The organism is Fluviispira multicolorata (assembly GCF_009208585.1).
In the GTDB taxonomy this organism is placed as follows: domain Bacteria; phylum Bdellovibrionota_B; class Oligoflexia; order Silvanigrellales; family Silvanigrellaceae; genus Silvanigrella; species Silvanigrella multicolorata.
In genome coordinates this window covers 567,955-590,329 of the sequence record NZ_WFLN01000004.1, presented here as the reverse complement: position 1 = coordinate 590,329, position 22,375 = coordinate 567,955, and the positions used below count along the sequence as shown (strand labels likewise).

Genomic DNA, 22,375 nt, shown 5'->3' with positions numbered 1-22,375 from the left:
TAAGAGTTTTTCATTCAATTCTTAAATTAGAATCTAGAGTTTTTTATTATAATTTCATGACATCTTCTGATCGATAATAAATTTTATAGCAACAGCGTAAACCTTTTTTGATTCCAAATTTTTTAATTATTTCTTCAAAAGTATAAGTTACTTTATCTTCCGCAGGAACGGATTCCACTTTTTTAACAGCCATTTCTTGAAATTCTAATTTTGTCCCATTATTAATACTAGTTCTTACTTTTTCTTGAAGCGATAAATATTTTTGATGTATTTTTATAGTACTCGGTGGATTGATCTTTATTAATGTATTTAAACATTGATCAAGATCCCCATAGCGTGCATATGCAAGTCCTAAATTATAGTTAACAATTGCACAGTACTCAATTGAATCTTCGGGCAAGCTTTTAAGAGCTTGATGATAAAGCTTTATACCTTGTTCATATTTCCCTGAATGAATTCTTGAAACAGCGTCGTTATTTATCATTCCTACAATCCCACTTAAAGAGTCAAGCATCTGGAATAATTTTGTAGCAGAACTCGTCTCTGATTTTTCAATTGCCAATCTGCATTCAATTTCAATGACATCTTGTCGTTTTTCATCCACTGTTTTAACTTTTTGTAAAATTTCAGTAGCTTTTTCAAGGCTTCCATCTTCAATATATAGGCTTATTAAAGTAAGCATTCTATCAACATTATAAGGTGAAAGTTCATGAGCATTTTTAAAAGCAGAGGAGGCATTTTTAAAATCTTTTATTTTTAAAAAACATTTTCCAAGCAAAGTCAGCAATATAACTGACTTACCGCATAGCTTTAAGGCTTCAAGGCCATGGTTAAGAGCATCGTCGAAACGGTTTAATGAATATTCATATTCAGCACGTATCTGAAGTTTAGCTCCATTAGAAATTTCTGGAATATTTACATACTCAGCAATCATCCTTTCCGCTTCTCCAGTTTTATTATTTGCAAGAAAAAGACGAATTTTTCTTTCAAGAGAACGCTGTTCAGATGGTTTGAGTGAATGATGGATAATACCAATTAATTCTTTTGCTAATTGTGAAGCATCAAAAGGCTTTTCAAGCACAGCATCAACTCCCATTTCTTGCAAAAGTGAGAGATCATGTTTCTTTATAAGGGAACTAATAATCATTATCATACATTGATTAAAGCCAAGCTTAGTTCGTATTCTTTGAATTAAAGCCACACCAGAAATAATAGGAATTTTCCATTCCATTATTATTAATTTCGGTTCTATATTAGTTTCAAGATATTTATAAGCTAAATCACCATTCTCGAAACATTGACATTCACTTATTCCAAGTTTGCTTAAATTCTCAATTACATTATGATGAATATCAGTATCAGGATCAATAATTAAGCAGTCTTTAATTCCTAAAATATTATTTGCAATGGCTACGTTATCTTCTTGCATAAGCTTTAAATATTTTTTCCGAAGAAGATCCGCTGCAGGTTTACTTTTAGGTTCGATAAACTCTGCTTGAGCTAAAGAACTCACTGCTGCGCCGTATTTTGAATTTAAACACTGAGCTTCACAAAGCTTTATAAGAAGTAAATGATTACCAGGATAAACTTCTTGTAATGCATCTTCAAAATCAAGTAAAGATCCATAAAATTTTCTTCGTTTTAAAGAAGAACGAATGTATTCAGCAGATATGAGAGTAAAGTCTCCCTTATATAAGTGAACATATTTTAATAAAAAAGAAAGTTGCTCTTCAAACGGGGCAATGGTATAGGATTTTTCAAAGTTACAGAAAATACCTGATTCAAATAAAATAGGTAATAAATTATCATCAACTTTATCATTAATAAAAGAGATAAGTAAGTCTGAGTTGTTTGAACTAGAAAATAAATTCTCAAGTATTTCTGTTAAATTTAAACCTCGAAAAGAATCGAGGCTTAAAACACACCAATCAACATATTCATTTTTTAATTTATCAGTCAATTCTTCTTTTTCAGAAAAGGGGGTAATTAGTTGATATTCTGCACGCTTAAATGCATCTGCATACATTTGCCGCAGAGTATCGCCCTTTTCAAGTAAAAAAATTCTACATTTCTCTTTATTCAGTATAGATATATTTGACATAAAAATACCTTTTTATTTTCCATTAGGAATAACTGCGACGAAATCTTTTTTAGCTAAATAATTTAAAAAAATTTCGGAAGTTTTTGGCTCTAAATATTCAAAAAAAATACCGTGCTTACTTGGAACACCATAATCTTCTTCAATTTTCCATACAACTCGACCATTTCCTTTTAAAAAAGCAATAGGACCACTTGAAAAATTTAAATCAAAGGAAACTATTTCATCTAATTCAAATTCGTAATCTTCAATTTGTAAAAAAATTCCTCCGCGCCCAACAATAACTTGATGAAATCCTGGATCGTCTACTGAATTAGAAAACTTTTTTAAAATATTATTGTTATGCTTTTGATTTATATTACTAGAAGCTTTAGACCATCTTTTTGAATGAGGAGAACATAATATTGTTACGATATGTTCTAGTTTTTCAGGAATTGGGGGTTTTGATATAAAAGCATCAGCTCCTTCCTGATAAGCGTCACAAACAGCGAAATCTGCGTATCCAGACATAAATATAAATGGAGGATAATTTTTATTGACTTTGCGTACCTCATTCAGAAACCAGCGACCATCTTTGTTTGGCATACGTATATCAGAAATAATCAAGTCAAATTTACATGAGTTTGATTTTTCAATCCCTTTTTGACCATCTTCTGCTGTCGATGTTTCAAAACCTAAGAAATTAAGCATTTCGGCAACCGTGTTCCGAAAGTTTTCTTGATCTTCTACTATGAGTGCTTTTAAACTATTTGCTTTCATTAAAATATCCTCAAATTTCATTTTAGTCTATAATTATAATAATAGATTAACAAAAAAAGTAGAGTATTATTTAAAGTACATTTTTTTTGACATTAATAGAAATATTTATTTACCCTTAACTGGTTTTTTAAAAGAAATGCTAAAAATAAATTTATAAGTAACAGCACCTAATGCAGCACCTAAAAAAGGTGCGACCCAAAACAGCCAAAGTTGTTCAATTGCCCAACCACCGACAAAAAGAGCAGGACCTGTACTACGAGCAGGATTCACTGATGTATTTGTTACAGGAATGGAAATAAGATGAATAAGGGTTAAACATAAGCCTATGGCAATTGGGGCAAAACCAGCGGGTGCTTTGGCATCAGTAGAGGAAAGAATAACAAATAAAAAAATCGCTGTCATAACAATTTCAGTTATAAAGCCGGATAGAAAAGAGAATTTTCCAGGGGAATGCTCACCAAAGCCATTACTTGCAAAGTCACCTATATTTACAAAATCAGCCTTACCACTCACAATGATGCATAAGATAGCACTTGCAATGACGGCTCCCAATACTTGTGCAATGACGTAATAGGGAAAATCTTTCCAACTAAATTTTCCGGCAACAGCTAAACCTAATGATACGGCTGGGTTTAAATGACATCCTGAAATTGCTCCAATTGAATAAGCCATGGTCAGAACTGTTAATCCAAAAGCAAATGAAACTCCAACAAACCCAATCCCAAGTTGAGGAAATCCAGCAGCTAAAACGGCGCTCCCACAACCTCCTAAAACAAGCCAGAAAGTACCAATAAATTCGGCGAACAGTTTTTTAAGATCAATTGAATTAGCCATATAAAGAAACTCCAATCCTGTTTAAAAAAAGCGAATTCAGACTCAGAGTAGATGATTTAGCATTTATAATATTAACTTATTCCGGATATTTTAGAATTTAAAATCACTCCATTATTTCTTTTTAAATCTTTTTTTGAACTTTTTTTCAGAATGTTGCCATAATTTTGATATCTGTAAACTTCACGGTCACTTTTAATAGAGATCAGGATCAAGTCCATAGTTTTTTAGTAACGATCGTAGCAAGGTGAACTTGTTACTTATAAATTATTAACTTCTTATAAAAAGATAATTTATTTTTATATTTTCTCGATAATTAATGAGAAAAAGTTATTTATAAGTATAAAAAAAGGAGCTCTTATGAAAATCGCCCCTCTACCACCCGATGAGAAAGCACGTTTGGTAAAACTACTAAACTACCAGGTTCTTGATAGCGCTTCTGAACAAGACTTTGATGATCTTACATTTCTTGCATCCTATATTTGTAAATCATCAATTGCCTTAATTTCACTTGTGGATCAAAATCGACAATGGTTTAAGTCGAAAGTAGGTCTAGACGCCTCAGAAACTCCAAGAGATATTGCTTTTTGCTCACATGCAATTTTAAAGAAAGAAGTATTCATTGTTCCTGACTCTTCTAAAGATGAACGTTTTCATGATAACCCATTGGTCGTAGGTGCTCCTTTTGTTCGATTTTATGCAGGCGCTCCACTACAAACCTCATCTGGACACCGTCTTGGGACTCTTTGTGTCATTGATCATTTTCCACGTAATTTAACTCTAGAACAAATAATCTCTCTACAAACGCTTGCTAGACAAGTCATTAGTCAACTTGAGCTTAGACTTTCTGCAGCAAATTCTGAAACGAGTATAAAAACAAAAACAACATTCTTTGCTAATATAAGTCATGAAATTCGAACTCCGCTAAATGGAATTATTGGAATGACAAATTTACTTTTAGATTCAGTTATCAAACCAACTAATATTCAACGCCTAAAGATAATACAAAATTGCAGTAACTCACTGCTTGATCTTATTAATGAAGTTCTTGATTTTTCAAAACTTGAAGTAGACAAAGTAGAACTTGAAATGAAATGTTTTTTTCTCCACGCAATGGTTAAAGACATTGTAGAGCTTTTGAACGTGAGAGCTTCTGAAAAAGGAATTATACTTTCTTACAACTATGATCCTGAAGCTCCAGATGCTGTTATTGGAGACAGCATGCGTATTAAGCAAATATTAATGAACCTTGTATCAAATGCAATAAAATTTACAGAAAAAGGACGTATTGATATTTCTTCTCAAATAATTAAAATAAAAGAGAAAAAGATAAAAATTCAATTTTCAGTAAAAGATTCAGGCATTGGAATTCCAGAAGAAGTTATGAACAAACTTTTTGTATCTTTTTCGCAAGTAGATGCTTCAACTACACGAAAATTTGGAGGAACAGGTTTAGGATTAGCAATTAGTAAGGGACTTTGTGAAAAGATGGGCGGAAGCATTTGGGTAGAAAGTAAAGTGAATGAAGGTTCCATTTTTTCATTTACATTCCTTGCTGAAGAAGGAACACCTTCAGAAGTAGAAAATACAGATGACATCCTTCCTACTTTTGATCCCAAAATGGGAAAAAAACATCCTTTAAAAATTTTGATAGCCGAAGATAACAATACAAATCAACTTGTTGCTATTGGATTCCTCGGAAAGCTTGGTTATCATGCTGACGTGGCAAACAATGGTAAAGAGGCTTTAATAAGTGTGGAAAAAAACTTCTACGATCTCATTTTCATGGATTGCCATATGCCTGAACTGGATGGCTTTGAGGCCACAAAACAGATTTTGGTAAAATATAAACAAGCAGCAAAACGTCCACGTATCATAGCACTCACAGCAAGTGCTCTGAAAGAAGATATTGATCAGTGTTTTGAGTGTGGAATGGATGGCTTTATATCTAAACCGATTGCAATCGTATCTCTTTTAGATGCTTTAGGTGGATGTCTACAAGAAATAGCGCAAAAAGACATAATTAAAGATGATCAAAAAGCGATTGAAATAAAAAGTGAGCTTACATCTTTTGATAAAAATGCTTTTCTAAATAACTATAAAGGGATTGAAGAATTCTCGACAAAAGTAGTCAGTAGTTTTCTTGTTTGCCTCCCAAAACTTATTTCTGCAATCGAAATATCTCTTGAAAATAAAAACCCATTCGAACTTGAACTTGCAGCTCATACATTAAAAGGAGCTCTTTCCAATTTTTTTGCGAAACCAGCCATTATTTTAGCTATACAACTTGAAAAAATGGGGCATGAAAAAATTATTGAAGGTGCAGAAAAAATATATCAAGAATTAAAAGAAAAAATTGCAAATCTTGAAATGGAACTTAAAGAATTAAATTATAAAGAAGAATTGTATGAATAATAAAGCGGTCTTAATTAATGAGACTTAGATATATAGTGACTTTTCACTTTTGCTTTTTAAGAAAAATAATATTACAAAATATCAAGCTTTTGCAAAAACTTCATTGCATTTTCTCGAGCAACAACACTATTTAATTCTCCATCACTTAAATTATCTTTTATCCGACTTACAAAAAGATAAGAGTTATTTTCCTTTTCAACCCAGCCAATAAACCATCCGTGTGCAATTCTTTTTTCCATAAAACCTGCTCCTGTTTTACCAAATAAAGATATTTTACTATTATTTTGATCAATTAGTAGCAATTTTTTTGTCATTTCAATAGAATAATCACTAACAGGAAGCTTTTTTAGAACAAAATTCTTTAGAAATTGAATTTGATTTTCTGCAGAGATTTTCAAAGAGGAGTCTACCCAAGGTATTGTTGAGACATTATTTTTTTCTGTCTTGCCAGAAAAATCCATATTTCCATAATCAAATTTATTTAGATAACCCTTTATTGATTCAGTGCCAATTTTATTTGCAAGCTCTTGACTGTACCAAAGCACGGAATATTTTAACCAACTGCTTGGAGTGTTTGCTTCCTTCCATTGAACTGGCATCCAGCTTTGAAAACCATTGGTTAAATACTCTTCTTTAAATTTCCATTCTGGATTCTTTTCATCTTTCAATATTTTTTTGTCAAATCCTATAATACTTAAAGGAATTTTAAATGTTGAATTGGGTGGCATTTGTTCTTTACAAAATTTCTCATTATATTCCTCAACAATTTTATTTTTTTTGACATCAAATAATATAAAACATCCTTGAGAGTTTTTATAATAATCTTTATAGTTTATATTTTCTTTTGCATAAGTAGTCAATGAGCTTAACATTAAAACATAAAAAAAACTTTTCATTACCTATCCTTTCTAAAAGAGGAAAAGTTAAATAAAAGAAATTTTTTTGTCAAATGCTAAACTTATAAAATATTATTATATAAATTAAAGTGTACGATATCATCCTCTAACATTTCCTTAAAGGATTGTGGATATTATTCCTATCCACTTTGCCAACGATACCATCAACTTTTCTTTTGCTTGTAAATTGCCATCAAGACCAATTTTTATCTTTCCATGTTAATGGTATAGTAGGTGAAGGGACATCCCAATTGTCTATCCATAATGGGCATTTACTAAAATCATATTTTTTCCAATAATGTATCTTCAGATGGATTAAAATCACAATGGATTAATACATTTTTTATATCTTCAGTTTGCTGTAAAGGAGAACTGCTTAATGCTCTAAAATAATGATTTGCTAAATCAGATCTTTATATGAGTTCCCTTTTACTTTAAGAATACACCAACCGAGTGACAAAAAATTTCTAACTTTTTAATATCAATAGTATAATTAATATCTATACTTGACAAATTTGAGAGTGTCGGGTTAGCTTTTTTGATAGTCTAAATTTTAATTTTTATTATTGTGAGTAATTTGATGCCAAAAAATAGCAATATAATTTTGGATAAACTTAAATATTTCATTTTATTTTTTTTGATACTTTGCATAAAACAATATTTTAGATTTATTCATCCCGGCTTCTGGGGAGAAGATGGTTATATATTTTTAAAGCGCTCATTAGAGGATAGTTATAATTCTATTTTTATGACCTATGCAGGGTATTTTCAAGTTTTACCACAAATTTTATCTTATATTTCATCCCTTATATCACTAAAATATTATCCATATTTAACTTTATTTATATGTACAGCAATCTTTTCCTATACACTTTCACTTTTCACCAAGCAAGAGCTAACATGGATCACTCAAAGCAGATTTTTAGGATTTATTATTGCTTTATTTATATTTTTTATACCGGGACAGAATGAATTTTTAGGGAACTTTTCTAATATCCATTCCGTACTTTTTTTATGTTGTGTACTTACATTAATGTATGATTTAAATACTGAGTATAAGTTTAGACATTTTTTATTATTTATATTTTCTGGTTTAAGTGCGGGGGAAATTTGCGCTTTATTACCATTAATATTAACAAGAATGTTCCTATTAAAAAATAAGACAAAAAGAAATCTTTATAATCACTTAACTTTACTTGGAATAGTTTTGTTTAGTACTTTATTGAATTCATATGCATATATTACAAATACTTATAGCATTTGGACACAAGGAGAATCTGGTTTACAGGCAAAAATGGAATTTGTAAAAAACTACTTTCCAAACAGATTTTTTTATAGTTTTTTTAATCGAATGTTTTTAATACCGATTTTTGGAGATCAAATCACTTTTTATATAAATCAACGTTGGCAGTCTGTCCTTTATATTGGATTTGGGTTTATGATCTTATTTTTTTATTTTATTTATAAAACTTGGAATAAAAAATTATATTGTATAATTTTTTCCTCAATATTTTCATATATAATTTTAATATTAATGACTTGCATAGTTCGAAAAGGGACATGGAATACGGCATGGTTTGGTCTGGTTAATAACTTTGAACTTTTCCAAACAAGATACTTTTTTATTTTATTGCCTATCTCAATTTTATCAGTTTATTCTATTTTGTTTTCTTATTTAAATAAAGTAATTAACAAAAAATTCGCATACTTATTTATTATTTTATTACTTATTAATTATATATTTCAAAATAAATATAACTTCTTTGTTCCTCCTTACACCTATGCTTCATCATTTAAATCTTGGCAAAAAACTGCGGATGATATAATAGATACTCGTGAAAAAAATATTAAAGGACAAATAATAGTCACGCATGGTAACTCCGAATTTAAAATTGAATTAAATAAATAAATTATTTTTTTAAAAATTTAATGTTACTAACTTTCTGAAGATTACTTGCTTATATTTATAGCAATAAAGGTATTTATAATATTTTGAAGCAATAGTAAAATAACATAATCTTATCAAAGACTTTATTAATTCAATTATTAATCTCTAAAAATTGTACCTATTATTTTCTTAACAAACAAAAATATGTTAGATACTCCTGTGTGATAAATTTAATTTTAATGCTTTGGAGAGTAATATGATTATAAGTAAATTTACAAAATTATTCCTGATTTCGACTTTCTTTACCTTACCTTATTTTGTTTTTGCTCAAAATAAAGAAGAAAAATATGTTGCTATTGCTGAAACTGCTAAGAAATATGAAATTGATAATTCTCATTCCTCAGTTTCATTTGAGATTGCTCATCTTGTTATCAGTACAGCCACCGGAAAATTTAAAAGATTTCAAGGTCATTTTAAATTTAATCCAAAAGATTTTACTAAAACTGAGCTAGAAGCAACTGCAGATGTCGCTTCAGTTGATACTGATAACACACAAAGAGATGAACACTTAAAAAAAGAAGATTTTTTTGATGCAGAAAAGTATCCGACTATGACCTTTAAGTCAACATCAGCTAAAAAAACTGGAGCAAATACTTTCGATTTAACTGGAGATATTAATATACGTGGTGTGAAAAAAACTGTTACATTCAATATTACTTATAACGGAGAGCTTAAATCAAAAGCAAAAGAAATTGTTGCGTTTAAAGGAACAACAAAAATTAACCGCAAAGATTTTGGAATAAATTATAATAAAATAGTTGAAGCAACAGCCACTGTTGGCGATATTGTAACTATAAATATTAATTGTGAAGGAGTGATAAAGCTTTAATTTTTTTTAAAAATATTAAAATAATATCAATTATATATATAATCTATAAGTTTATCCATTTATTATAATCCACTATAAAAATCGTTAAGTAATTTAAATTTATGCTTTATTGAAAAATTCATATTATCTTCAAATTTAATTATTTTATTTTAAGTCTTTTAATATATTATAAATTTTTATAATATAAATGTAATAAATCTTGCCATTTTTTTTATTTTAATAAATAATAATAAATTCAATTAGAAAAAATTTTTAGTTGAATTTATTTTAAACAATATAGTAGTATTTTACAAATTTAAATATAAGGATTATAATGTCTTATTTATCAAACTCACAATTAGAAAAACTGCACTCATGGGAACAAAGTCTGTTTACTGATCCTAAAAATTTTACAACTAGAATTACCAATAAAAATAGAAATAATGGTAGATTAGAATTAAAATATGATAAAGAGTTTATCTTTACCACCCACGGAATTTCTGGTGGCCATTTTTATAGCGAATCAAATTTAACTCCTTTATTAAAGGAAAATCCCGAATCGGTTTTTAAAAAGTGGGATGCAATGAGTATTTGTGTTGTTTCAGATAAGGCACCATTTTTTTATGGTAGTAGTATAGGATTTATTTTAGGAATTCCTAAACAAAATATCTTATTAACTTCTCCTGAAGATCTTTGGTTTAATAACCATATAGGCACACTTTTTGATAAGAATATTGATCCATCAATAAAAGAAAAACGTGTGAAAAATAAAAAAATAATCAATAATGGATTACTATCCATTCATGTTAAAGAAAAAATTGATAAAATATTATCTCCACTAGAATTATTTACCGCTCCTAAAAAAATAATCACTCATAAGGATATTCATAATGAGGTTATAGTATGTGGAAAACCAGATGTAAATATCCATCGAGGATTTCCTAAAACTGGAACTATTAAAGTAAAAGCAGCTTATGTTTTAATTAATGAAGAAATTAACCAAAAAAAAGAAGATATTATTATGAAAAAAGAATACTCATATATTTCTCAAATATCTCGAAGATTTAATATCCCAATCATTTTTATACCAGGTCTTATAAAATAAGTTTTATATATTTTAATCTTCATTTACACAAATCCCGTCCTCCCCCTCTGAAACGGAAAAAAGGGATTGACTCAATCCAACGTAAAGCCAGACGAGGAATATGTAAGATGGAATGAGAGCAATCTAATCAGCAGATTTCTATGACTGCAGAATCTCGTCCGCTTTGGGGACAATGGGTTTGCTGCTAATTATTTTCTCTATAAAATAAAATTTATACAGTTTGGAAAACTATCAAGTTTTTAATCTTTTTTTGCTTTTATCAAATTTCCAATAATACTGTACTGAGCAGTCGGGGTATAGCCTCATATTTTTGCAAAGAATTTAAAATAAAAACCGAATAGATAGAGGTCGTAGATTCTTTTTTAATTTCTTAAAAGTTAAGGAAAATACTTTTATGGAAGATAAGCCTAAAATTATGCAAATGAATGTTGAAAATAAATTAAATATCCTAGAAAATAATGATTCTAAAAATATGTCAGAAGAGAAAATTAGAGATCTTTTAGGTCAAATAACTGCAATTAATAAAACCCAAGCAATCATTGAATTTAGCTTAGATGGCATTATTCAACATGCAAATGATAATTTTTTAAATGTCATGGGATATACCTTTGAGGAAATAAAAGGAAAGCATCATGAAATATTTTGTGATATTAGTTTTATAAAATCAAATGATTATAAATTTTTTTGGGAAAAGTTAAATCGAGGTGAGTTTGATTCTGGCGAATACAAACGAATTGGAAAAGGGGGTAAAGAAATTTGGATACAGGCTTCCTATAATCCTATTTTAGATTTATTTGGAAAGCCTTATAAAGTAATTAAATTTGCCACTGATGTAAGTAAACAGAAATTAAAAGATCAAGAATTAGCAGCGCTTTCTAAAACCCAAGCTGTCATTAATTTTAATCTAGATGGTACAGTGATCGATGCAAATGATAATTTTTTAAATGCCATGGGATATAGAATAGAAGAAGTTAAAGGAAGGCATCATTCCATGTTTTGTGATTCTAATTATACAAAAAAGCCTGAATATAATGAATTTTGGAATAAGCTAAATAACGGTCAATTTATATCTGGTCAATTTCAAAGGCAAGGAAAAGGAAATCGTGAAATTTGGCTTCAAGCTTCTTACAATCCTGTTTTTGATTTATCTGGAAAGGTTTTTAAAGTTGTAAAATATGCGACTGAAATAACTAAAGAAAAGAAAGAATGGCGAGAACTTGTAAAAATAATGAGCGAAACAGCTGTTCAATTGGGAACAGCATCAGAAGAGCTATCTGCTACTGCATCTCAACTTGAAAACAATGCGAAAAAGACTACCAACCTATCAATTAGCGCTTCCACTGCATCAGAGGAAGTGTTCAAAGGAATTCAATCTGTTGCAACAAATACAGAAGAAATGGCAGCCTCAATTAAAGAGATTTCTAAAAATTCAACGGCAGGATCTGAAAAGACAAGACAAAGTATGAAAAGATCAAAGGAAACAAATGCCTTAGTATCTCAATTAGGCGTAGAAAGTAAAGAAATTGGAACTGTGATTAAAACTATAAGTTCTATTGCACAACAAACGAACTTATTAGCATTAAATGCGACCATTGAAGCCGCTCGAGCAGGAGATGCTGGTAGAGGGTTTGCTGTTGTTGCAAATGAAGTAAAAGAACTTGCTAAACAAACTGCAAAAGCAACTGAAGATATTTCATTGAAAATTAGCACTATTCAACAAAGTACCGGAAATGCAGTTATTGCAATCGAAGATATTTCTAAAGCTGTTGAAGAAATTAATTCAATTTCTATGACCATTGCAACTGCAATCGAAGAACAAGCAGCTACAACAAACGAAGTATCTCGAGTTGTTTTGGGATCAAGTAAAGCTGTAGAAGGCATATCTAATTCAATTAGAAATGTTTCAGAATCAGCTACTCAAAGTTCCATAGGAGCTTCTCAACTTCAAGAAGCTGCAAAAGAATTAAGTCATCTTGCTATAAATTTAAAAGATCTGGTGTCAAGATTAGAAGCAAAGTAACCAAGTTTAGGCGGTCAAATGAAAACTCATTATCGTTTGCCAGGTAGACTCACATGGAGGCTCCATTAATAGTATTGACAAAACATTTATAAAAATAAAAAAAATATTTGTCAATAAAATAGAAGTTAATCATTAAAATAATTTTATTTTTTTTATTAAAAACAATTTTAAATAATACAACATGTCTGTAGCTTAAGGGATAAGCAAAATATCAATGGATGGGTGTTAATATAAATTCTTGCGACAGTGACAATTAATATTGTATTATGTTGAGAAAATAAATTAACCATTCATATATACCTTAGCCATTTATAATAATATGTGGGGAATGAAACCTGCAAATAAAAGCTATAGATCTATTATTAGAGATAAATCTTTGAACTTATTCCATCCTTCAGATAATTCTTTTGAAAAGATTAATTTGCGTCATATGAAGCTATTAGAAAGTGATTACGAGAAAGAATTAAATAAATAGGCTGGTAATAAGTATTTTTTACTATATTTTTTAAGTTTTTATTATTATCTCATATAAATGTCCCTATTCCGTATATCCTATTTTATCTATCTCGTAATAACCTTTTTCAGAAATAGGCTCAGCTAAATCAAATAAATATTTATGCTCATTATAAAAATATTTCGGATTAGGTTGATTTAATTTTTCGTTCATTTTAAATTTTTGTACTAAATCTGGATTGGAAATTGATAATTGACCAAATGCAATAGCATCTGCATTTCCATTAAGAATTGCATTATTTCCCGATTCTTTTGTAAATCCTTCATTTAATATAAATTTACCTGAAAAAAGACTTTTTAATTTTGGAGATATACTATCTTTAGCTTCATATTCACGTGCACATATAAATGCAAGATTTCGTTTTGATAATTCAGAAACAAAGTAACTAAATGCTGCAAGAGGATTCTCGTCATTAACGTCTAATATATCTCCTCTTGGAGAAATGTGGTATCCAACTCTACCTGGACCCCAAACATCAATAACGGCATCTACAACTTCTAATGGAAATTTTGCTCTATTTTCTATTGAGCCGCCATATTGATCTTTTCGAATATTTGAATTGGATTGCAAAAATTGATCCAATAAATATCCGTTTGCTCCATGTAATTCAACTCCATCAAATCCTGCCTTTTTTGCATTTTTAGCTCCATTTCTAAAATGTTCTACAAGTTGCTTTATTTCTGCTAAAGTAACTTCACGTGGAGTTTCGTAAAATTTTTCAGGGTGGACTAAAGAAACTTTATGTTTTGCGGCGATGGCACTTGGTCCAATCGGAACTTGTCCTATATAAATTGGATCGGAAATTCTTCCAACGTGCCACAGTTGCATTAAGATTGTTCCGCCTTTTTCATGGACGGCATCCGTAATATTTCTCCAAGATTTCACTTGATCTTCATTCCAAATACCTGGAGTTCTTGGATATCCGACGCCAAGTAAGTCAACTGATGTAGCTTCAGAAATAATCATTCCAAATGAAACTCTTTGAGAATAATATTTTTTAATCAAATTATTTGGCACTCTTTGATAATCTGCTCTGCAACGTGTCAAAGGAGCTAAAATAATTCGATTGTTAAGAGATAAGTCGCCTATTTTGATAGGCTCAAATAAAATAGACATAAAGTCTCCTCATTAGTCTTTAAATTTTAGCATCGAAAACAATCTGATCGAGCAAAGAATTTTTATATCATATAATATAAAAATTCGATTAGTTTAATAAAAATTATTAAGCAACACGATAAGTAACTGTTTATAGCTTTATTAACACTGGTAAATCATAATTTTTTAAGAATAGAATTTGTAAAGAACCTTAAAAATATCATAAAGATTTTGAAACTAATGATAATTAGGGTCGTTAAGAGTGAGATTTAGCAAAGATCTTATAATATGATTAAAAAATCATATTTAAATTTGGATTTAGTGTAGATGAAAAATTGTTAAGTTTTGAATCTAAAAATTCGTCCATTTTTTACTTCAGAACCGAATATATTAATCATGAAAAAACTTCTTTGACCAATTAAGCCATTTTGCCATTAATGCCAAATCAAATCCTGAAGTAAAATCTTCAATAACAATATTTGCATTTTTTCTCATAGAAGTTGATAATAAATAATTATTATTTAACTTTAATAAATAATTATATTTGGTTGGACCAACAATATCTCTTAATGAATTTCCTAGCACATTGTCAATTGTAGCGCCTTGAATGGTATAAACTAATTGACTCTGCATAAATTTATTATTGCTGCAAACGTTAGATCGATTCTCTATATTGCTTTGAAAGTACTCCCAAATCTTATCAGGATTATCTGAATTAGCCCAAAGTCCACACATATAATTTGATCTTTCCCAGATTAAACTTGTTGTTGGATGATATTGCAAAACAATTGCTCGTTTACCACTTTGTACAAAATCTCCAAAGTGACTTTCAGGAGAGAATTGTCTGGGTTGTGCTACATAATTTCCTAAATATTTCATTAATGCAGTTTGAATTTTATACTTTATATTAGGAGAAAAATTATCCCAATTTTGCACTGCTTGAATGTCAACAATAACCACTTCATTTTTATTAACAGGTTGATCTAAAAAATTCTTTACTTGTTCAAAGATAGATTCGATAGTTAACGTATTCGCAAATACACTATGGCAAACTAATAAATTAGAGCCATCAGAGCATAAACGAATGTCTAAATATCTAACTCCTCTATCAAGCTGTTCCGCAATAGAATAATACTGAGTTCTTGCTAAACTGTTAATTTGAGCACCACTTATTATTGCTGGCAAAGTGGAGTCAGGAGATATCTTATCACCTAAGTCATAGGTACCGGAATCATGGCTTCCAGGAATCATTAATTGATTAATGGGCCTATCTTTAATTACATTGTAAATTTGCCCCATCCAACTCGTTACAGTTTCTTTCTTTGCTGCACTGATCATAATTCTATCTTGAGTGTTTCTCATCCCTAAAATAGATACGCCATGACTCATATAATCACCATGACTCCAGTATTTTGAGTTTAGGGAGGTTAATCCACCTGTTAATAGTTGATTTAAACTTAAATTTACATGATATGTTGCTATCGTTTCTTGAAAATCTTTTACAACAATATCGAGAGGGACAACTCCTAAAAATAGACATCCGTTTCCAAGTTGAGTATCTGTTTCAATATAATACCCCAACACATTTGTGAGAAAATTATTGCCAGCTAGATTTAAACCATTCAAACATTTCACATTTGCTGGTGAATAATTAATTCCTTTATTTCTATCCAGTTCAGGATCATAGTGATTTTGAAAAGACAGAAACGCACCTTGCCCTGCAAAAGTTTTTCCTGAGAAAAAAAGAAGAAATAAGAAGGTTAATAACTTTATTTTCATGGTAACTCCTATATTGGGTGATTTTATAAAATTATTACGTATTACAATTTTTAATGCAAATGGATACTAAATATATATTGAGTAACGATATTTAAAATAATTGGTATATTAACAAATCAATTAAAGATAATTGGTTTATTTGTTAATAAATTAATTATCTTTACCTGAAGACGATGGAATTAATCCCAAAGTAAATAATATAAAAATAGATAAATAAAATTATTTTAAATTGATTTATTTTGAATATTTTCTCATATAAATTTACTTATCTTCTCCAAAAATCAGAGTTTTTATTTCTTTTAATATTATTTTTTTTAAACCAAAAATAATCTAGAGTAGTATTTTCTAGGTATATGGTAAGGATCTGCGTGCCTCACGGCGCGCAGATCCTTACCGCTTACCATATTAAGTTTTCAAATAAAACAATTCCGCGCCCATATAAACTTTTTTAAAATAGAAACAAATTGTCACCCTTCAGTTCACTTACTAAAATTCCCTCCCTGACATTTCCCAAAGAAGAAGAAATTAAAGTATCTAAAGAATCTTCCTAATTCCATTTCTTGATGAATTTAAGAAATGTGAATTGGAAGTGTGGTCAATCTTTCAAATTACAACCCGCCAACCGAGCAAATTACAAAACCACATCGCTATTCCAAAAAGACATGTAAATGTCAGTGAAAAAGCAAATGATGCGAATTCCGCACTAAATTGCGCTGTCAGAGGCTCAGAAAACCAATGGAAATATAATGGATTCATTATGTTTAACCAAGATAGTAGACAAACTGCGATCCAAGAGCCAGCATAAGCAGTAATGGCATTCACTCCAAAACTCCTTCCGATCGCTGGCCAACTGCGTATATCAATCAAATAATGAAAAATCCCGATTGATAGCAATGCCGCACCGCCAGTCCAACAGACAAATGACGATGTCCATAATTGTTTATTCAAAGGTACCCAATGCGACCAGACATAGCCTACTGCCATCATTATAAACCCAATTAAAATCAAACGCAAAGTATGTCCTTTTCGTAATAATGCACCAGCACGTAAGCCCAGGATTACGGTTGCGAAGGAAGGTAATGTCGATAAAATTCCTTCTGGATCGTGCGCGAGTGCTGTTATTGGATCAAATGTGTAAGACAGTCGCCCAAGCACTGCTGTGTCAATGCGGTCAGCCAGATTGATGTTCGGAGCATAACCCCCTGAAAATTGCAGCAATCCCCAATATCCGAGCAATATTGTAGCAAACAACACATATTGTAAAAATGCCTGTTTCATATAAATTGTTATCATGCCTGCTGCAGCGAAACACACACCAATTCGTTGCAATACTCCCAATAAACGAAATACCTGACCATCAATCATGAATGCAGCAAGCAGATGCAAAAGGAGACCTAATAAGAAAATTCGGGCGCCGCGCCAGATAACGGCCTTCACCAGTGCTTTTCGCTCAGCTGCTAACAACGCATTCTCCGCCTTTGGTCCTAATGCCAATTGTATCGACACACCGACGATCAATAGAAAAAAAGGAAAAATGAAATCTGCTGGCGTACAACCATTCCATTCTGAATGCTCTAGCCAAGGATAAACATGATCCCAATCTCCCGCATCATTAACTAGGAGCATTGCTGCTACGGTGAGGCCACGCAAAGCATCGATTGAAGATATTCTTTTATGTATATGCATAAGATTAAACCTCTTGATGATGATCTTATTTTTGCATTATTAATATACAATAAAAGTATTAATGGTGACTGTCATTTCACAAAGAGAGTGAAACTTAATCAAATAATATCATGAAACTAATTGATTAAAATAATATTTTTTCATTAAATATTCCAAAGAGAATGAGATTAAAATAGCTAAAAATTGAAATTTTACTTAAAATGGAGTTTTGCACACTAAGTCCCATTATTTGATGAATGAATCTAGTATTGAGCTATTAGCTTATTTTTTTTGCATATACTAAAAGAGTCTTGCCTTTTATTTCAATTTAAGCTAAGCTTAGTTTAGCCGATAGGTCAGCAGGAGATATATGATATGCACGTAATTAATATGCATGAAGCAAAAACAAATTTATCCAGATTGATTGAGGACGCTATAACCGACGGGGTCGGGTTTATTATAGCTAAAGCTGGAAAACCACTAGTAACGGTGGAACCAATTAAAAAAGAAAAGCACAAAATAGTTTACGGATTAATGAAGGGAAAAATTAAAATTTCTGATGATTTTGATGCGCCATGTGATGAAATTAATAACATGTTTTATGGTGATCATAAATGAAGATTTTGTTAGACACTCAAATAATAATTTGGATTTTGGAAGATTCAGATAAACTATCAAAAAAAGCTCGCAAAATTCTTGATAATGCTGATGAGGTCTTTATTAGCTCAGTATCAGTCTGGGAAATGATGATAAAAATGAATTTAGGAAAATTGGATATAGAAATAGACGATTTAAAAAGCATATTTAAAAAGACGAATTTTATTGAGTTACCGTTAAAATTTGATCATATTCTATCATTAAATGGGTTGCCAGATATTCACAGAGATCCATTTGATCGAATGCTAGTTGCTCAGGCGCTGTCTGAACCTTTAAGATTAATTACAGCAGATGCGTTAGTTAAAAAATATTCTGATTTAGTTGAGTTAGTTTAAATAAATCTTCTTGGTCTGATTTGGCTTAAGTTTGTGTAATAACTATTTAGAGATTTAATATCACTATCACTAAGTAATGCTTCTGCTTTTGTAATTCCATAGTATTCAGGCAGATTTTTAAAAAGAAAAACAGATTTATACCATGGATCACAAATGATGCCAGAATTTTTTATATCATCTTCATGAATACAAAAGAAGACATGATCTGCATCGAGAGCGCTAAAAACTGTATATTTATAATTAATTTTTCTATTTTTTCCTTTATAATAAAAATACAGAAGACAGAAATGTGCCATTTCATGACAGTTTGCAATTGATATCTTTAAACAATGAGCATAATTTTTTTCTATTTCTTTAATTTTATTACTCTCATTTTCATAATAAGTATTTTCAAAGTTTCTAAGTAAATCATGGGTTTGTCTTGAATGACTTCGTTCTTTTCCTTTATGTAAATTATTATCAAATAAGTTAAAATAAAACTGTCTAGATGATGAGACAGGGAAATTTTTATTTATATCAATAATAAGATTTTTTAATTCCCTGATAAGTTCTTTATTCCGATAATTTTTAATATCATCATGTAAAAATAATGTATTTGGATCTGTCATACATTTTCTGCACACATGCACGGAATCACTGATTTTATTTTCATTTAAATTATTATATTTGGATTGAATACCTTTTATCACTGATTTACAACAGATATTACACACTAAAATTCCACAATTTGTACAATTATTAATTTTTCCTAATAAATTACTTATGTTGACTTTACATAAGCAGCACTTATTTGAACTAGAAAAAAAATTTATTTTAAATTTCATAGAAAACCAAGTTTGATTGTTAAAATTGAAGCAAATGATATAAAATTCATTTGCGAATACCTTCTATAAAGATGCTAAGCAAAATGAATGCCAAATAATTTCTCTTTGAATTAATTTGAAAAGACTTTAAAATAATTATCTTTAAAATTTATTTAAGCTGTGAACAAAATAATCTAAATTCTTAAATGAATTTTATGCACTTATTTAACGACCTTGCTATTAGTTTTCAACTTTACAAGAGATTATGGAGAAAAAATTCTTTGGATTAAGGAAAAGATTTTATTTATTCATCTTTTTTAAGAATAACATCCCTCCCTCTTTAAGTTTTAAAAATGATAACTCTATTTAAGCATCAGAAACTGGCAAAAGAAGCCTAACTCGAAATTGATTCTCATTATTTTTGCAACGTCAATTGCAATTCGTAGCCCAATACATTTAATATATCTGTAAATTTTCCTAATGATAGCTCACATTTCCCTTCCTCATACTGCACATAACAATTAATTTCCGAACCTAATTCTAGCGCAACTTTAGACTGCGTTAAACACTTATTTTTACGTAATTTTTTAAGCAATAATGCAGTTGCATATTTGGGTTCTAAAAATTTAATTGAGAAATTATTGTCATCTAATTATCTCAATTCTAAAATCGTCACCTATTGCATTTCCTTTTGAAATTAATTTTAAAATATCAAATAAATTATTACTCAATTTCAAAAATAATTCAGATTTAGTTTTTGCAATCACTCAGATATCGAGCAACTCTAATTGGGGTTTCGACCTGTTGCGAGAGAAAAACCTGCTTGTGAGTTTTGGTGAATTGGGGTCCAATGCAAAATATAAACTATTATTTAAATTTTATTAATTATAATTACTATTTCTTATAATGCATATCAGTTTGATCTGAAATATACAATAATGAAATAGATAACCATAAATAATAAAATTTGAAAAGTATTCACTGAAAATTTCAAAGTAAAAATAAGTATCTTTAACTACAATCAAGAGTACTTTTTTTTGTGTTTTGAATTTACTAGACTTTTTATGTCCAAAAAATGAGGGCAAAAATGGGTATTTATGGTAGACGGTACCAACAATTTTCTCTTCAAAGCGCCTAAGCCCCCTATTATCATCCAGTATTTTATGTTAATATCAGACGCATTGTGTCCAATTAAAATGGAATCTTGGTTTTTATCATTTTGGGTAATGAATTATGGACAAATATGTGTATTTACGAGTGTTCACCGTCAACCCTTTATCTGTGGCTAAGCCGACGTTAGATTCACACAAAATAACGTTCGCGAAAATTTCTGTGGTTTACGCTAAGAAACCCTATTAAAAGGTTTACTTTTTATGAGAATAATAATAATTTTTTTAGTTTGTAATCTATCTTTTTTAATTAAAAATATTGCATCAGCAGTCACAGTAAAATGGTTTACGGAGAATTTTTATCCTTTTAACTATTTTGAAAATGGAAAATTAGATGGATTTTCTGTTGAAATTGTAAATGAAATGTTACGTTTAATGAATAGTAAGGATAGTATTGAAGTAATTCCTTTCCCAAGGTTAATTAATATAATTGATAAACAGCCTAATACAGCTGGATTTAGCGTATACCAGACTGATGAAAATAAAGATAATTATCAGTGGGTAGGCCCTTTAGCAAAGGGGACTGTTGGTTTTTTCAAAAGGTCTGATTCCAAAGTTTCAATAAAGTCATTGGATGATGCAAAAAAAAAGGTAATAATTGGTGTCCAATTGGGAAGTTCCCATGAAAAATTTCTTAATAAAAATGGCTTTAAAAACCTTTATAGAGTTGCTCAAAGTCAAAATGTTATAGGAAATAGTCTTATTCATATGTTAATTTCAGGGCGCTTTGATCTTTGGATGGCAACGGATGTTAGCGTTTATGCACGTGCAGAAAAGCAAAATATTCCTTCTGAAAAGATCATTATGGCATATAAAATTAGAACGAATCAATTATATATTGCTTTTTCAAAACAAACAGATCCTAAAATTGTTAAAAAATATAGAAAATATTTTTTTAAAGTAAAGAATTCTCCTTTTTATCAAGATCTGTTTTTACGGTATTCTAAATACCATATTAAAAAACCTTAAATTTACTTAATTGGGGTCTCAGGCAAGACAGTCGAGTAACATTTGTAAAAGCGCCCAAGCCACATTTGACACCCCTCATATGTTTTTTTTCAGGCTGTCATTTCCCAAAAAGAATGAGACTAAGATATCTAAAAGTTTAAATTTTGCTTAAAACAAAGTGATGCTCTCCATGCACACTTCTCATTTCCAGGTGAATAAATGCAGTATAGAACTGACAAGAATCAGGATAAGCTCTATTATCCTGCTAATCTTGAAATGTCTGAAAACGTTCGTGTTGAACAAGAAAAGGCAATAAAGTACAATCATTTACTTGCAAATATATTTATTTTTTATAATGTTTTTTCAATGTCTAAAGCTTTTAAAGATCTTATTCATTAAGGACATCCAATAACTAAAAAAGTAATTTCTAAATTGAGCCCGTATCGGACTTCTCATATTAATGGATTTTGAATATATAAAATTGAAAAACTTCCAATTCAGAAAGAAGAGTTTGATTTAAAGCTGGATTT

General features: G+C 29.8%; 17 protein-coding genes. 9 read left to right on the top strand and 8 right to left on the bottom strand.

Annotated elements, in window-relative coordinates; genetic code table 11:
- Window positions 1–46: 46 nt before the first annotated feature.
- The 3 genes from GCL57_RS02665 to aqpZ form a co-directional block, all read right to left on the bottom strand.
- Window positions 47–2,101 carry a tetratricopeptide repeat protein gene (locus GCL57_RS02665; RefSeq protein ID WP_152211714.1) on the bottom strand — a complete coding sequence of 685 codons (2,055 nt, stop codon included), beginning with the start codon at window positions 2,099–2,101 and terminating at the stop codon, window positions 47–49.
- Between the two features lie 12 nt (window positions 2,102–2,113).
- A complete protein-coding gene (locus tag GCL57_RS02660) occupies window positions 2,114–2,857 on the bottom strand; it encodes a response regulator (RefSeq protein WP_161597559.1) in 744 nt (247 codons plus the stop codon).
- A gap of 105 nt (window positions 2,858–2,962) precedes the next feature.
- The gene (gene aqpZ / locus GCL57_RS02655) at window positions 2,963–3,691 is read right to left on the bottom strand and encodes an aquaporin Z (RefSeq protein WP_152211712.1); all 729 of its coding nucleotides are present in this window, start codon (window positions 3,689–3,691) and stop codon (window positions 2,963–2,965) included.
- Between the two features lie 357 nt (window positions 3,692–4,048).
- On the opposite strand from aqpZ, the gene GCL57_RS02650 reads away from it, so the two are divergent.
- On the top strand, window positions 4,049–6,103 hold the full coding sequence (locus tag GCL57_RS02650) for a GAF domain-containing hybrid sensor histidine kinase/response regulator (RefSeq protein WP_152211711.1): 2,055 nt from the start codon (window positions 4,049–4,051) through the stop codon (window positions 6,101–6,103).
- A gap of 71 nt (window positions 6,104–6,174) precedes the next feature.
- On the opposite strand, the gene GCL57_RS02645 is transcribed toward GCL57_RS02650, so the two are convergent.
- Entirely contained in the window at window positions 6,175–6,999 is an 825-nt protein-coding gene (locus GCL57_RS02645; protein WP_152211710.1) for a penicillin-binding transpeptidase domain-containing protein, read from the bottom strand.
- Window positions 7,000–7,579: 580 nt separating this feature from the next.
- Between GCL57_RS02645 and GCL57_RS02640 the strand changes: the two genes are divergently transcribed.
- The 4 genes from GCL57_RS02640 (at window position 7,580) to GCL57_RS02625 (ending at window position 12,880) form a co-directional block, all read left to right on the top strand.
- A complete protein-coding gene (locus GCL57_RS02640; RefSeq protein WP_152211709.1) occupies window positions 7,580–8,908 on the top strand; it encodes a hypothetical protein in 1,329 nt (442 codons plus the stop codon).
- 235 nt (window positions 8,909–9,143) lie between these two features.
- Window positions 9,144–9,776, top strand: a complete 633-nt coding sequence (locus GCL57_RS02635; RefSeq protein ID WP_152211708.1) for a YceI family protein — start codon at window positions 9,144–9,146, stop codon at window positions 9,774–9,776.
- Between the two features lie 313 nt (window positions 9,777–10,089).
- Entirely contained in the window at window positions 10,090–10,860 is a 771-nt protein-coding gene (locus GCL57_RS02630; protein WP_152211707.1) for a hypothetical protein, read from the top strand.
- 394 nt (window positions 10,861–11,254) lie between these two features.
- The gene (locus tag GCL57_RS02625) at window positions 11,255–12,880 is read left to right on the top strand and encodes a methyl-accepting chemotaxis protein (protein ID WP_211363204.1); all 1,626 of its coding nucleotides are present in this window, start codon (window positions 11,255–11,257) and stop codon (window positions 12,878–12,880) included.
- A gap of 538 nt (window positions 12,881–13,418) precedes the next feature.
- On the opposite strand, the gene GCL57_RS02620 is transcribed toward GCL57_RS02625, so the two are convergent.
- From GCL57_RS02620 to GCL57_RS02610, 3 genes are all read right to left on the bottom strand, one after another.
- Entirely contained in the window at window positions 13,419–14,510 is a 1,092-nt protein-coding gene (locus GCL57_RS02620; RefSeq protein ID WP_152211706.1) for an alkene reductase, read from the bottom strand.
- Between the two features lie 369 nt (window positions 14,511–14,879).
- Window positions 14,880–16,268 (bottom strand): phosphatidylinositol-specific phospholipase C domain-containing protein, encoded by a 1,389-nt coding sequence (locus GCL57_RS02615; protein WP_152211705.1) that lies wholly within the window; start codon window positions 16,266–16,268, stop codon window positions 14,880–14,882.
- Between the two features lie 603 nt (window positions 16,269–16,871).
- Window positions 16,872–17,954 carry an acyltransferase family protein gene (locus tag GCL57_RS02610; protein WP_152211704.1) on the bottom strand — a complete coding sequence of 361 codons (1,083 nt, stop codon included), beginning with the start codon at window positions 17,952–17,954 and terminating at the stop codon, window positions 16,872–16,874.
- A gap of 354 nt (window positions 17,955–18,308) precedes the next feature.
- Between GCL57_RS02610 and GCL57_RS02605 the strand changes: the two genes are divergently transcribed.
- Both GCL57_RS02605 and GCL57_RS02600 read left to right on the top strand, forming a co-directional pair.
- Complete coding sequence (locus GCL57_RS02605) at window positions 18,309–18,551, top strand: type II toxin-antitoxin system Phd/YefM family antitoxin (RefSeq protein ID WP_152211703.1); 243 nt, start codon at window positions 18,309–18,311, stop codon at window positions 18,549–18,551.
- The gene (locus GCL57_RS02600; protein WP_152211702.1) at window positions 18,548–18,925 is read left to right on the top strand and encodes a type II toxin-antitoxin system VapC family toxin; all 378 of its coding nucleotides are present in this window, start codon (window positions 18,548–18,550) and stop codon (window positions 18,923–18,925) included. Before GCL57_RS02605 ends, GCL57_RS02600 begins: the two co-directional genes overlap by 4 nt.
- On the opposite strand, the gene GCL57_RS02595 is transcribed toward GCL57_RS02600, so the two are convergent.
- Window positions 18,922–19,638 (bottom strand): hypothetical protein, encoded by a 717-nt coding sequence (locus tag GCL57_RS02595; protein WP_152211701.1) that lies wholly within the window; start codon window positions 19,636–19,638, stop codon window positions 18,922–18,924. The two genes, GCL57_RS02600 and GCL57_RS02595, sit on opposite strands and share 4 nt — an antisense overlap.
- Window positions 19,639–21,101: 1,463 nt before the next feature.
- On the opposite strand from GCL57_RS02595, the gene GCL57_RS02585 reads away from it, so the two are divergent.
- A complete protein-coding gene (locus tag GCL57_RS02585; RefSeq protein WP_152211700.1) occupies window positions 21,102–21,866 on the top strand; it encodes a substrate-binding periplasmic protein in 765 nt (254 codons plus the stop codon).
- A gap of 198 nt (window positions 21,867–22,064) precedes the next feature.
- The gene (locus GCL57_RS02580) at window positions 22,065–22,244 is read left to right on the top strand and encodes a Tn3 family transposase (RefSeq protein ID WP_152211699.1); all 180 of its coding nucleotides are present in this window, start codon (window positions 22,065–22,067) and stop codon (window positions 22,242–22,244) included.
- Window positions 22,245–22,375 lie beyond the last annotated feature (131 nt).

Coding starts and splice junctions, on each gene's coding strand:
- GCL57_RS02665 (WP_152211714.1), bottom strand. CDS start 2,101: ATGTCAAATATATCTATACTGAATAAAGAGAAATGTAGAATTTTTTTA.
- GCL57_RS02660 (WP_161597559.1), bottom strand. CDS start 2,857: ATGAAAGCAAATAGTTTAAAAGCACTCATAGTAGAAGATCAAGAAAAC.
- aqpZ (WP_152211712.1), bottom strand. CDS start 3,691: ATGGCTAATTCAATTGATCTTAAAAAACTGTTCGCCGAATTTATTGGT.
- GCL57_RS02650 (WP_152211711.1), top strand. CDS start 4,049: ATGAAAATCGCCCCTCTACCACCCGATGAGAAAGCACGTTTGGTAAAA.
- GCL57_RS02645 (WP_152211710.1), bottom strand. CDS start 6,999: ATGAAAAGTTTTTTTTATGTTTTAATGTTAAGCTCATTGACTACTTAT.
- GCL57_RS02640 (WP_152211709.1), top strand. CDS start 7,580: ATGCCAAAAAATAGCAATATAATTTTGGATAAACTTAAATATTTCATT.
- GCL57_RS02635 (WP_152211708.1), top strand. CDS start 9,144: ATGATTATAAGTAAATTTACAAAATTATTCCTGATTTCGACTTTCTTT.
- GCL57_RS02630 (WP_152211707.1), top strand. CDS start 10,090: ATGTCTTATTTATCAAACTCACAATTAGAAAAACTGCACTCATGGGAA.
- GCL57_RS02625 (WP_211363204.1), top strand. CDS start 11,255: ATGGAAGATAAGCCTAAAATTATGCAAATGAATGTTGAAAATAAATTA.
- GCL57_RS02620 (WP_152211706.1), bottom strand. CDS start 14,510: ATGTCTATTTTATTTGAGCCTATCAAAATAGGCGACTTATCTCTTAAC.
- GCL57_RS02615 (WP_152211705.1), bottom strand. CDS start 16,268: ATGAAAATAAAGTTATTAACCTTCTTATTTCTTCTTTTTTTCTCAGGA.
- GCL57_RS02610 (WP_152211704.1), bottom strand. CDS start 17,954: ATGCATATACATAAAAGAATATCTTCAATCGATGCTTTGCGTGGCCTC.
- GCL57_RS02605 (WP_152211703.1), top strand. CDS start 18,309: ATGCACGTAATTAATATGCATGAAGCAAAAACAAATTTATCCAGATTG.
- GCL57_RS02600 (WP_152211702.1), top strand. CDS start 18,548: ATGAAGATTTTGTTAGACACTCAAATAATAATTTGGATTTTGGAAGAT.
- GCL57_RS02585 (WP_152211700.1), top strand. CDS start 21,102: ATGAGAATAATAATAATTTTTTTAGTTTGTAATCTATCTTTTTTAATT.
- GCL57_RS02580 (WP_152211699.1), top strand. CDS start 22,065: ATGCAGTATAGAACTGACAAGAATCAGGATAAGCTCTATTATCCTGCT.